Origin of the sequence: Dorea sp. AM10-31, assembly GCF_003435815.1 — a bacterium.
GTDB lineage: Bacteria > Bacillota > Clostridia > Lachnospirales > Lachnospiraceae > Dorea_D > Dorea_D hominis.
In genome coordinates, this window is sequence record NZ_QTUV01000002.1 from 128,318 (window position 1) to 140,971 (window position 12,654).

The 12,654-nt window shown below is 41.8% G+C and carries 13 protein-coding genes; 12 read left to right on the forward strand and 1 reads right to left on the reverse strand.

What is annotated here, in order from left to right:
- Positions 1-122 precede the first annotated feature (122 nt).
- Genes rsmD through DW125_RS03735 form a run of 3 tightly spaced genes read left to right on the forward strand, consistent with a single transcriptional unit; the run spans position 123 to position 1,821 of the window.
- Complete coding sequence (gene rsmD / locus DW125_RS03725; RefSeq protein ID WP_021860471.1) at positions 123-689, forward strand: 16S rRNA (guanine(966)-N(2))-methyltransferase RsmD; 567 nt, start codon at positions 123-125, stop codon at positions 687-689.
- On the forward strand, positions 683-1,177 hold the full coding sequence (gene coaD / locus DW125_RS03730; protein ID WP_021860470.1) for a pantetheine-phosphate adenylyltransferase: 495 nt from the start codon (positions 683-685) through the stop codon (positions 1,175-1,177). The genes rsmD and coaD overlap by 7 nt, the downstream gene beginning before the upstream one ends.
- Positions 1,177-1,821 (forward strand): hypothetical protein, encoded by a 645-nt coding sequence (locus DW125_RS03735; protein WP_021860469.1) that lies wholly within the window; start codon positions 1,177-1,179, stop codon positions 1,819-1,821. The genes coaD and DW125_RS03735 overlap by 1 nt, the downstream gene beginning before the upstream one ends.
- A gap of 36 nt (positions 1,822-1,857) precedes the next feature.
- Here DW125_RS03735 and DW125_RS03740 read toward each other — a convergent pair whose 3' ends face one another.
- Positions 1,858-2,775, reverse strand: a complete 918-nt coding sequence (locus DW125_RS03740; protein ID WP_021860468.1) for a nucleoside recognition domain-containing protein — start codon at positions 2,773-2,775, stop codon at positions 1,858-1,860.
- Between the two features lie 111 nt (positions 2,776-2,886).
- Here DW125_RS03740 and DW125_RS03745 point away from each other — a divergent pair, with 111 nt between their 5' ends.
- The 9 genes from DW125_RS03745 to DW125_RS03785 all read left to right on the forward strand — a co-directional run bounded on the left by DW125_RS03745 (position 2,887) and on the right by DW125_RS03785 (position 12,555).
- The gene (locus tag DW125_RS03745; RefSeq protein ID WP_021860467.1) at positions 2,887-4,335 is read left to right on the forward strand and encodes an aminoacyl-histidine dipeptidase; all 1,449 of its coding nucleotides are present in this window, start codon (positions 2,887-2,889) and stop codon (positions 4,333-4,335) included.
- Positions 4,336-4,672: 337 nt separating this feature from the next.
- The gene (locus tag DW125_RS03750; RefSeq protein WP_242992899.1) at positions 4,673-5,338 is read left to right on the forward strand and encodes a M23 family metallopeptidase; all 666 of its coding nucleotides are present in this window, start codon (positions 4,673-4,675) and stop codon (positions 5,336-5,338) included.
- A gap of 128 nt (positions 5,339-5,466) precedes the next feature.
- Positions 5,467-6,852, forward strand: a complete 1,386-nt coding sequence (locus tag DW125_RS03755) for an RsmF rRNA methyltransferase first C-terminal domain-containing protein (RefSeq protein WP_117537189.1) — start codon at positions 5,467-5,469, stop codon at positions 6,850-6,852.
- Positions 6,852-7,565: a pseudouridine synthase gene (locus tag DW125_RS03760; RefSeq protein WP_117537190.1), complete on the forward strand. Its 714-nt coding sequence runs from the start codon at positions 6,852-6,854 to the stop codon at positions 7,563-7,565. Before DW125_RS03755 ends, DW125_RS03760 begins: the two co-directional genes overlap by 1 nt.
- Before the next feature lie 74 nt (positions 7,566-7,639).
- Positions 7,640-9,601: a YgiQ family radical SAM protein gene (locus DW125_RS03765; protein ID WP_117537191.1), complete on the forward strand. Its 1,962-nt coding sequence runs from the start codon at positions 7,640-7,642 to the stop codon at positions 9,599-9,601.
- A 4-nt stretch (positions 9,602-9,605) separates the two neighbouring features.
- Positions 9,606-10,367, forward strand: a complete 762-nt coding sequence (locus tag DW125_RS03770; protein WP_117537192.1) for an SDR family NAD(P)-dependent oxidoreductase — start codon at positions 9,606-9,608, stop codon at positions 10,365-10,367.
- A 63-nt stretch (positions 10,368-10,430) separates the two neighbouring features.
- A complete protein-coding gene (locus tag DW125_RS03775) occupies positions 10,431-11,006 on the forward strand; it encodes a hypothetical protein (RefSeq protein ID WP_021860461.1) in 576 nt (191 codons plus the stop codon).
- Between the two features lie 23 nt (positions 11,007-11,029).
- Positions 11,030-12,052 carry an RluA family pseudouridine synthase gene (locus DW125_RS03780; RefSeq protein WP_117537193.1) on the forward strand — a complete coding sequence of 341 codons (1,023 nt, stop codon included), beginning with the start codon at positions 11,030-11,032 and terminating at the stop codon, positions 12,050-12,052.
- Positions 12,010-12,555: a Holliday junction resolvase RecU gene (locus DW125_RS03785; protein WP_021860459.1), complete on the forward strand. Its 546-nt coding sequence runs from the start codon at positions 12,010-12,012 to the stop codon at positions 12,553-12,555. Before DW125_RS03780 ends, DW125_RS03785 begins: the two co-directional genes overlap by 43 nt.
- Positions 12,556-12,654 lie beyond the last annotated feature (99 nt).

A 12,654-nucleotide genomic window follows, 5' to 3' on the forward strand; every position in this document is an offset into this window, starting at 1 on the left:
TGCTGTGTGCCGATTTGACTTTTATATAGTAAATACGTATAATGAACGGGAAAAAGATATTTTGCTGAAAGAAGAAATATTAATAGAAGAACTATATAATAAGCGAAGCAAGTGAGGATGTTATGAGAGTAATAGCAGGATCTGCCAAAAGATTACAACTGAAAACGATTGAAGGAATGGACACACGTCCGACAACCGACCGGATCAAAGAGACATTATTTAATATGATTACACCGAGCCTTTATGACTGCCGGTTTCTGGATCTGTTTGCCGGAAGCGGCGGTATCGGAATCGAGGCTTTAAGCCGTGGCGCGAAGGAAGCCGTGTTTGTTGAGAAAAATCCGAAAGCAGTTTCATGTATCAAAGAGAATTTAAAATATACAAAACTGGATTCCAATGCACAGGTAGTGGCAACAGATGTATTAAGTGCACTGGCAAGACTTCGCGGAACCAGTGCGTTTGGCATTATTTTCATGGATCCGCCGTATAACCATAATCTGGAGAAACAAGTACTTGCGAGTCTGAATGATTCAAATCTGGTGGATGAAGATACACTGCTGATCGTAGAAGCGTCCAAAGAGACAACGTTTGACGATGTAGAAGCACTCGGTTATTCGATTATCAAGGAGAAATTATATAAGACAAATAAACATGTATTTTTGGAGAAAACAGGAGGAACGGTATGTTAAGAGCAATTTATCCGGGAAGTTTTGATCCGGTGACGAACGGACATCTGGATGTGATCAGAAGAGCAAGCGGACTTGTTGACGAACTCATTGTCGGAGTGCTGAATAATAAGGCAAAAACCCCGTTGTTTTCCGTAGAAGAACGTGTTAAAATGTTAAAAGAAGTTACAAAAGAACTGCCGGGAGTGAAGATTGTACCATTTGAAGGACTTCTGATCGATTTTGCGAAAGAGATGTCAGCGAAGATGGTCGTGCGTGGCTTGCGTGCTGTGACAGATTTTGAATATGAATTGCAGATGGCACAGACGAATCACAAGCTGGCAGAGGATATTGAGACAGTGTTTTTAACAACAAGTCTGGAATATTCTTATCTCAGTTCCACGATAGTAAAGGAAGTGGCAGCTTTTGGAGGGGATATATCTCAATTTGTTCCAGAACATGTTGAGGAGAAAATAAAATCGAAGATCACGAAAAAAGGAGAGTGTGAATAATGAGCAGCCGTATTGAGCAGATTATTGAAGAAATTGAGGAGTATATCGACAGTTGTAAATTTCAGCCGTTATCTACAACGAAGATTATTGTAAATAAAGACCAGATGGACGAGCTTCTTCGTGAACTGCGTATGCGTACGCCGGAAGAGATCAAGCGTTATCAGAAGATTATTGCAAATAAAGATGCAATCCTTGCTGATGCACAGAACAAAGCAGACAATATGATCGAGGAAGCGCACATTCAGACGAATGAACTTGTCAGTGAGCACGAGATCATGCAGCAGGCATATGCCCAGGCAAATGAAATCGTAACCGCAGCAACTGACCAGGCACAGGAGATTCTGGATAATGCGACAAGAGATGCGAATGATATCCGTATCGGAGCGATCCGTTATACTGATGATCTGCTTGCCAATGCAGAGAGCATTATTGGACATACACTGGACAGCTACACTACAAAATACGATGGGCTTGTCAATTCTCTGCAGGAGTGTTATGACCGCGTACATAACAATCGTCAAGAATTAGAAGTTCCGGATCAGAATATGGTTCAAGAAGAACCGGTCTACGAAGAGGCGGAAGAGATTCCGGAAGTAGAAGAACCGGTCTATGAAGAGGCAGAGAATGTTGAATACAAGGAATAATTTCTGTATAAAACAGAATATAATATAGATCCTGTTTTAAAAACAAAAGATATATATGTAAGCAAGCAAGCTGGTTATCCCTGTGATGATCAGCTTTTTTGCTATGTAATCGCCAATAGAAAGACCGCTTCCACGGATCATGCTGTACGTCTGTGCCACGGAACACCAGCCTCCAAACGAAGCCAGTCCGGTTGCAAGTACAAAAGCCAGGTCTGTCGGAACTCCCGAATTACAGATTAAAGCAATACCATTTGTAATTTCAAGGGAAGGAAGAAATAGGAAGGTCAACAACGGATGTGTAAATGGCAATTCTTTACCAAACTGCAGAAAAACGGAAAAGATAATAATATAACCGCCAATTTTTGTGATTGTCTCAAAAGACTGCATGATGCAGTCATCCAGCATATTCCAGGTAAAATGAGGTGAAGGAGAAGAAGCGCTGGATGTGACAGCGGGGCAGTATATTTTGCGGAACGGAATACTCATAAGGATAGGAACGCCCTCGATCAGGAGCATACCGGGGAACAGAAGATCCGGACGCTTTAAATGAATGTAGAAAATGTAACTGATCAGAAACATTGGACTTGTCTGGTTGCAGAAAGAAAGCAGATAAGAGGCTTCGTTTACTGTGATTTTACCTTCTCTTTTTAAATCAGCCGTGACTTTACTTCCCATCGGATAGCCGCATAAGAAACCGACAAGCAGTGCGAAAGAACCATAGTCGGAGATACCGAACAGAGGACGGAGTATGGGACGGACAAGTCTGGAGATCAAGAAGAATCCGTTGCTTTTTAAAAGCAGGGCTGTCAGTATTAAAAATGGCAGCAATACAGGAAGGACTGTCTGAAACCAGAGCATCAGACCAAGGCTTGCCCCACAGATCGCAGTCTGCGGAAAAAACAGCATCAGGAAAAAAATGATAATTGTAACTACGATAAAAAAATAACAATCCATAATTCAGACTTTCGTAAGAAGATTCTTAATTTATTTTATGAATTAAGTTGATTTTTTATGATTTGTATACCATAATATAGATAGAATTTGTCGAAAAGAGAGGTAAGAAAAATGGCAGTATTAGAAAATTTAGAACCTAAGAAAGTATTTCACTTTTTTGAGGAAATCAGCAAAGTTCCGAGGGGAACATTTGATACGAAGAAGATCAGTGACTTTTGCGTTGAGTTTGCAAAAGAAAGAAATCTTGAGTACATTCAGGACGACACGAACAATGTAATTATCAAGAAACCGGGAACAGCAGGATATGAGAACAGCGATCCGGTGATCATTCAGGGACATCTGGATATGGTCTGCGAGAAGAGACCGGGAAGTACACATGATTTCAAAAAAGATGGACTGGAGCTTTATGTAGAAGATGGTTTTGTAAAAGCCAAAGATACAACGCTTGGTGCTGATGATGGTATTGCGGTTGCGATGGCAATGGCATTATTAGACAGTGACGATATTCCACATCCACCGATCGAAGCAGTTTTTACAATTGATGAAGAAACAGGCATGTATGGTGCGATTGCTTTAGATTTCAGTAACTTAAAAGGCAAGACACTGATCAATGTGGATTCTGAGATTGAAGGCATTCTGACAACTGGATGTGCAGGTGGAATTAACATTGAAGCAAGAATTCCATTCCACAGAGAAAAGATGGATGGAACAGAGGTGTTGGTGAAAGTTCACGGACTGCTTGGGGGACACTCCGGTATGGAGATTGACAAACAGCGCGGTAATGCAAATAAGATGATGGGACGTCTTCTGGATGCCGTTTCCAAAGAAGTTAAATTCCATATGGTATCCATCAATGGAGGATCCAAGGATAATGTTATTGCTCGGAATTGTGAGGCAGTTTTACTTGTAGCTGAGAGTGATATTGAGAAAGTAAAAAAATGTACAGATCAGATGAGAGAAATCTGGACAGCTGAATTTGTCGGTGAAGAACCAACATTGGAACTGGATGTAGAAGTCAAAGGTCAGACAACGATGGATGCTTTTGATGATGAAGCAACAGATCATATTATTACATATATTATAATTTCGCCAAACGGATTGGTTGAATTCAGCCGTTCCCTGAAAGGTCTTGTAGAGACTTCCCTGAATATGGGTGTTGTCAGCACGGATGAAGATCATGTAAAAGTAAGATACCAGATGCGAAGCTCTTTCGAATCCAAGAAGCAGGAGATGCGTGCAGAAATCGAACGGTGCTGTAAAGCAGTCGGAGCGGAAGCTGTTATCAACGGAGAGTATCCGGCATGGCAGTACAATCCGGAATCTAAATTACAGAAATTGATGTCTGATATATACGAAGATATGTATGGAAAGAAAGCGGTTGTATTTGCTACGCACAGTGGGCTGGAATGTGGTTTCTTCATGGATAAGTGTCCGGGATTGGATTGCGTATCTATGGGACCGGATATGCTGGATGTACACTCTTTCAATGAAAAACTGGATATTGCTTCTACAGAGAGAACATGGGATTATCTGAAAGCAATTCTTGCGAAATTAAAATAATACGCAGTATCTGAAGAGTAATAATACAGAACGCTGAAGGATGTTTAATTAGCAGTTTAATAAGTTTAATAATTGAATAAGAAAAATAAAACACGGGTACTGTGGATCATAACGATCTGTAGTGCCTGTGTTTTGCTTTTTCAATCATTAATCGAAAGCAGAGTCGCTATAACAGAAGATTATATAAAGAATTATGTTGTATGATACGCCAGGGCATAATGATATGCTTAAAATACATATAGTGGTATTAAAAAGAACTAATAATAAATGCGAAATGAAACGAAGATTCAAAACAAAAAGAAATAACTGCCGAAAAGTGGGAATGTATATTTTGATAATGCTGATAGTGGTTCTAATTAAAACCACCTATGATAATAGCGCGAATAAAAGCATAGAAAAGAATATGCTTGTTGAAGAAATACGCGCGGGATTCGCGTCGGAAAAACTTGAAAAATCCAGTAGCAAAAATACAGATGTCCTGCAAAAATACCACAGGTGGACGAAACAGGTAAAAAAAGAAGTGGTGTATTTTCCACTGCCCGAACCGGTAGATAATGCAAAATTTAAAATCACTTTTGAAAACTCCTGGATGTTGGAACGCACTTATGGTGGGAAAAGAGGACACGAAGGCTGCGACCTTATGGTTGCGAACAGTAAAGCGGGAACGTGTCCGGTTGTAAGTATGACGGATGGGACGATTACGAATCTTGGGTGGACAGAAAAAGGCGGATATAGAATCGGCGTAACTTCTGACAGTGGTACTTATTACTACTACGCACATTTGCATAGCTTTGGCAATAAGAAAAGAGGGGATACAGTTATAGCGGGAGAGGTGATTGGGTTTATGGGGGATTCCGGTTATGGGGAAGAGGGGAAAACAGGAAAATTCCCAGTACATCTGCATGTCGGAATTTATAAATACGATAAAGGAATGGAAATCAGTGTAAATCCATATTACATTTTACAAAAATGCAAACGACAAAAGCTTAAATATCATTTTTGACGGTGCCGATTTTGCAATCAGTATTGTTATATGTTATACTAAAAAAGCGTATAGGCATTTGCGAAACGGATGATGAATCAGCGATATGTTATGCGTATATTTTGCAAAGAACATAAGGAAGGTAAGACATGAAACTGCCCGATAAATTTGAAGAAAAGATGCAGGCACTTTTAGGAGATGAATTTCCGGAGTATTTGTCCTGCTATGATGAGCCGAGATATTACGGCTTGCGTGTAAATACAAATAAAATATCTGTAGAAGATTTTAAGAAGATCTGTCCATTTGAGATCACGCCGATTCCGTGGATTGAAAATGGGTTTTATTACGATGGAGACAAGGTAACACCATCCAGACACCCATATTATTTTGCTGGATTGTATTACCTTCAGGAACCAAGTGCCATGACACCTGCCAATCGTCTGCCGGTAGAACCGGGCGATAAGGTGCTGGACGTTTGTGCAGCTCCGGGTGGCAAGGCGACAGAATTAGGTGCAAAGCTAAAAGGAGAGGGGGTTCTGATAGCCAATGATATCAGCAATTCCAGAGCAAAAGGATTGTTGAAAAATATAGAAGTATTTGGTATTGGCAATGTTCTGGTGCTGAGCGAAGAGCCTGGAAAGCTGGAAGATTATTTTGCAGAATATTTTGATAAAATTTTGATCGATGCACCGTGCTCCGGCGAAGGTATGTTCCGGAAGGATAAAAAGATGGTGAAGGCATGGGAAGAACATGGCCCTGAATTTTTTGCTAATATCCAGAAAAGTATTATTACGCAGGCAGCGAGAATGTTAAAACCTGGTGGCATGCTGCTCTATTCTACCTGTACCTTTGATGGCAGGGAGAATGAAGGGACAATTGAATATTTATTGAAAAAATATCCGGAATTTGAGATATTAGATATAAAAGGCTACGAAGGATTTGAAAAAGGGATGCCGGAGCTTACAGCTTCAAAGTCTGAAGAATTTGCAAAAACAGTCCGTATCTTTCCTCATAAGATGAAAGGGGAAGGACACTACCTTGCGCTTCTGAGAAAAGGAAAGCCACTCCCTGCAACCGATAAGAAATTGCTTCCTGGCAAGAAAAGCAAAAAGAAATTACCGGAAGATCTGGAAGTGTTCCTTGAAGATACTACGTGGGAACTGGATGCTGCAAGGCTGGATGTTCATGGAGAACGGGTTTACTACATGCCGGAAGATCTGCCGGATGTATGTGGCATTCGTTTCCTGCGGACAGGGCTGTTGCTTGGCGAACTTAAGAAAAAACGGTTTGAACCAAGTCAGGCGCTTGCCATGTGCCTGAAAAAGGACGAGTACAAAAAAGTATTAGATTTCCCGGTATCAGATGAGCGCGTGAAACGTTATCTGAAAGGGGAGACACTGGATGTAGAAGATATGACCGGATCAAAGGAAAAAGGCTGGTATCTGGTTTGCGTAGACGGCTATCCGCTTGGATTTGGTAAATTATCAGGACAGACGCTGAAAAATAAATATCTTCCGGGATGGAGGCTTTGCTAATGATCAGACTGGATAAATATCTGGCAGATATGAGTATCGGTACACGCCAGGAAGTAAAGAAATATATCCGTCAGGGACGCGTGAAGATAAATGAAGATATTATAAAGAAGCCGGAATATAAGATCCGGGAAGACGAAGATAAAATTACGTTTGACGGTGCACCGGTTGCTTATGAAACATTTGAATATTATATGCTGAATAAGCCGGCTGGTGTGATATCTGCAACAGAAGACAAAAGAGATATAACAGTTCTGAATCTCATAAAAGAGAAAAAACGTAAAGATTTATTTCCGGTCGGTCGTCTGGATAAAGATACAGAGGGGCTTCTTCTTATAACAAATGATGGAGCACTGGCACATAGACTGTTATCGCCCAAAAAACATGTCGATAAGTGCTATTATGCGAAGATCAGAGGTGGCGTGACAGAGGATGATGTCCGTGTATTCAAAGAGAGAATCAATATTGGTACTCAGGAAGAACCAGAGTGGACAATGCCTGCGGAACTGAAGATTCTGGAAAAAGGCACGGTTTCACGTATCCGGCTGACAATCCGGGAGGGAAAATTTCATCAGGTAAAACGTATGTTTCTGGCTGTTGGTAAGGAAGTTGTCTATCTGAAACGGGAACGTATGGGTGCACTTGTACTGGATGAAGAGCTTGCTCCGGGAGAATACCGGAAACTTACAGACAGCGAATTGAAGAGTATTCTATAATTTAGTAAGATAACTAGTAATTAATATGAGAAAACATGAATCTCAGAAGAGATAGATAAGAGGTATAACGATTAATGAAACAGCAATTTTTGCCAATCTGCAGACAAGACATGATCGACCGTGGATGGGAGCAGGTGGATTTTGTATATATTTCCGGTGATGCTTACGTAGATCATCCGTCTTTCGGACATGCAATTATTACGAGAGAACTGGAAGCTTTTGGTTACAAAGTCGGGATCATTGCACAGCCGGACTGGAAAGATAAAAACAGTATAATGATATATGGAGAACCAAGGCTTGGTTTCCTTGTGTCTGCGGGCAATATGGATTCGATGGTCAATCATTATTCTGTATCAAAAAAACGAAGAAGCAAAGATTCCTTTACTCCGGGCGGCATAATGGGAAAAAGACCGGATTATGCGACAATCGTTTACAGTAATCTGATCCGGCAGGTCTATAAGAAGACGCCGATCATTTTGGGGGGAATTGAAGCGAGTCTCAGACGTATGGCGCATTATGATTACTGGTCAGATAAATTAAAACGATCCGTACTCTTAGATTCCGGCGCAGATCTTATTTCTTATGGAATGGGAGAGCGTTCGATCATCGAGATCGCTGAGGCTCTGGACAGTGGGATCGATGTGAAAGATATTACTTTTATTGATGGAACAGTCTGCAGAGTAAAGAGTCTGGACAGTGTGTATGATGCAGTTATGCTGCCGGCTTTTGAGGATTTAAAAGCGGACAAGCTCAACTATGCCAGAAGTTTTTATACGCAGTATTGTAATACAGATCCATTTACCGGAAAGAGACTGGTAGAGCCGTACGGCGAACATATGTATATCGTACAGAATCCGCCTTCAAAGCCTCTTTCCCAACAGGAGATGGACGAGACATACAGCTATCCTTACATGCGGACTTATCATCCGTCTTACGAGAAAGATGGTGGCGTCCCGGCTATTTCGGAAGTCAAATTCAGCCTGATCAGCAACAGAGGATGTTTTGGCGGCTGCAATTTCTGTGCGCTTACGTTCCATCAGGGACGCATCATACAGACGAGAAGTCATGAATCCCTGCTGGAAGAAGCAGAACATATCACACAGGATAAGGATTTTAAAGGTTATATCCATGATGTGGGCGGACCAACGGCTGATTTCAGACATCCATCCTGTGAGAAACAGTTAAAATATGGAGTCTGCAAGAACAGGCAGTGTTTGTTCCCGACACCTTGCAAGAACCTTAAAGCGGATCACAAAGATTATGTATCGCTTCTCAGGAAACTGCGGAAGATTCCCAAAGTAAAAAAAGTCTTTATCCGTTCGGGAATCCGATTTGATTATGTGCTTGCAGATAAGGATGATACATTTTTTAAAGAGCTGTGTAAATATCATGTGAGCGGTCAGCTTAAGGTAGCGCCGGAGCATGTTTCAGATGCGGTACTTACCTGTATGGGTAAGCCGCGGAATGAAGTTTATCAGAAATTTACTGAGAAATATAAAAAAATCAATGAACAGCTTGGTATGAAGCAGTACCTTGTGCCCTATCTGATGTCTTCCCATCCGGGATCGACATTAAAAGAAGCTGTTGAGCTTGCGGAATATCTGAGAGATCTTGGGTATATGCCGGAACAGGTACAGGATTTTTATCCGACACCGTCAACGATTTCTACCTGTATGTATTATACAGGTGTGGATCCAAGGACGATGAAACCGGTGTATGTTCCGAAGAATCCGCACGAAAAGGCGATGCAGCGTGCTTTGATCCAGTATCGCAATCCGCAGAATTATGATATCGTGCTGGAAGCGCTTAAGAAAGCGGGACGTATGGATCTGGTAGGCTATGATAAACACTGTTTGCTGCGTCCAAAACGGCACGGTGGGAAGAATCAGGGAACATCCTATAGTAAGAGCCGTGCGCCGGAGCGGGGAAATGATTCCGGTCACAGAAATACATCTAGTAGTGGAAATGCTTCTGGCGGAAAGCGCCCGTATAAAAAGAAAGCAATCCGTAACGTACACAAAAAGAAAGGCAGATGATCCTATGAAAATTGCATTAGTAACAGGAGCTTCTTCTGGCATTGGCAGAGAATTTGCAAGACAGATTGTAAAACTGTACCGGAATCTGGATGAGATCTGGCTTGTGGCAAGAAGAACAGAGCGCCTGCAGGAACTGGAAAAGGAATTTACTGTTCCGGTACGGATCTTTGACGGAGATCTGAACCGAGATTATATTTATGAAAGAATCGAAAAAGAGCTGGAACGTAAAAATGCAGAGATCCGGATACTTGTTAACAGCGCGGGCTGCGGGTTGTCCGGCTGTTTCGGAGAAGGAGAGCAGGATACAGAACTTCGCATGGTAAAACTGAATTGTCAGAGTCTTACAAGAATGCTTCTGCTCTGCCGGCCGTTTCTTGGCAGAGGAAGCCGTGTGATCAATCTGGCGAGTGCAGCGGCATTCGCACCACAGCCGGGATTTGCAATATATGCTGCGTCAAAATCATATGTTTACCGTCTGTCCATGGCGATCCGCGAGGAATGGAAACCGGCGGAGATATCTGTAACAGTGGTGTGCCCGGGTCCTGTGGACACGGAATTTTTTGCACACAGCGGTGAACTTCTTGGAAAAAGTAACAAAGTTACAAAAGTGGATCCAAAAGCGGTTGCCAGAAAAGCATTGCTGGATGCGGTGGACCATAGATGTGTTTCTGTATACGGCACATCTATGAAAGTTGCCAGAATTGCAGGAAAATTGCTGCCGGATGTTCTTAGCGCATATTTGATGCGTAAGTTAAATGGAATCTGATTCGTATCAGGCATGCTGATTGATAAAAGAGGATAGAATAACAGGAAAGAAGGATAATAATAAATGAAGATTGAAAAAGGACGTCCGGGATATATCCGTTTCCGCAAAACAAAATATCTGCTCTGGGCGGTCATTGAATTTGCAGTGGTCATAGCGCTTGTTGTGATCGGTATTGTACAGAGTGGTTCCCGCATGAACTTGCTCACTGTAGTAGCAGTTGTCGGATGTCTTCCGGCTGCAAAGATGCTTGTTGAGTATATTACAATGGCTCCTTATCAGAGCATTGCGTCGGACAAGTGCAAAGAGATTGAAGAAAAAGCACCGCTTCTGACAAGAGTCTATGATCTTGTCATTACAAGTCCGGAAAAAGTCATGCAGGTAGATGCAATCGTCATTTCCGGACATACGGTGTGCGGCTACACCAGCAATGAAAAAACGGATGAGACAAAGGCGGCAAGATATATTAAGGAAATGCTTCACAACCATAAATATGAGAAAGTTACTGTAAAAGTTTTTCATGATTATGTTGCATTTTTATCACGTGCGGAGGGAATGAACAGTATTGCGGCAATCGAGAAGCCGGATAACCGGAGAAGAGAACGGCGGATACGGCATCTCCTTCTGACAACATCCATGTAAAATATTTATATAAGGAATCGTGTATGAGAGAAATATATATTAAGGAAAATGAATCCGGACAGCGGTTCGATAAATTTTTAAAGAAATATTTAAGTGAAGCTCCGGGAAGTTTCCTGTATAAAATGCTGCGTAAGAAGAATATTGTGCTGAACGGCAGAAAGGCAACAGGTAGTGAAAAGTTAAAAAAAGGGGATCAGGTGAAACTGTTTCTTGCTGATGAAACACTGGAGAAATTTACCGGAAAGCAGGAAACTGCACATAGTAAGAAAAAGCTTCCAAAGATCCAGATGCCTGTTGTGTACGAAGATGAAGATGTTGTTTTTTATAACAAACCGGCCGGGGTGCTATCCCAGAAAGCAAAGCCTTCGGATGTATCGGTTGTCGAATATTTAATGGAACATTTGCTTGAAACGAAAGCTTTGAGGCAAGATGATTTTAAGACATTCAGACCATCCATCTGCAACCGGTTGGACCGGAATACGAGCGGCCTTATTACTGCCGGAAAAAGTCTGGCGGGATTACAGAAGCTTTCAGAACTTTTCAAAGACAGAACACTGAAAAAATATTACCTCTGTCTTGTGAAAGGAACAATCGATAAAAGAGCACATATCTGCGGCTATTTACAGAAAGACAAAGCGACCAACCAGGTGCGAATTTCAAAACAGGCCGACGCTGATGCAGTTCCAATCGAGACAGAATATGTTCCGGTTGCATGGAATCAGGAAATAACACTTTTGAAAGTGCATCTGATCACCGGACGGACGCATCAGATCCGCGCACATCTGGCATGGCAGGGACATCCGCTTCTTGGTGATCCGAAGTATGGTGATCCAAAGTGGAACCGGAAATGGAACGGAAGAATGAAGACAGCACAGACAAGACAGATGCTGCATGCATATGAACTTGTAATGCCGGAGATGAATAAGACATTAAAGAAACTTTCCGGGCGAACGTTTACAGCTCCGGTTCCGGAAGATTTCTATAAAATCATAAAGGAGACAACATGGGAACATGGAACTCAAGAGGTCTTAGAGGTTCAACATTAGAGGATTTCGTAAACCGGACCAATGAATATTATATGGAAAAAAATCTGGCGCTGATCCAGAAGATCCCGACACCGATCACGCCGGTCCGCATGGATAAGGAACACCGGCAGATCACACTGGCATATTTTGAACAGAGAAGTACGGTTGATTATATCGGTGTTGTGCAGGGCATTCCGGTTTGCTTTGATGCAAAAGAATGTGTGGCAGATACCTTTCCATTACAGAATATCCATGAGCATCAGATAGAGTTTATGGGCAGATTTGAAAAACAGGAAGGAATTGCATTTTTTTTGCTTTATTATTCAGCAAAAAATATACTGTATTATATGCGCTATGAAGAAATGATGAAGTTCTGGAACCGTGCAAAAAAAGGCGGCAGAAAAAGCTTCCGTCTGGAAGAACTGGATCCGGAATTTTTTATGGAATTAAGGCGTGGAAGTCTTGTTCCGTATCTGGACGGGATTAATAAAGACCTGGATGTCCGGGAGCAGAAACAGAAGTAATGGCAGGCTTTGTCATATACTTGACAAAGAATCAGAAAATGTATATAATACGGAAAGGGTTTTAACGTATTAGCACGCTAAAGTGAAAGAGCTAACAGG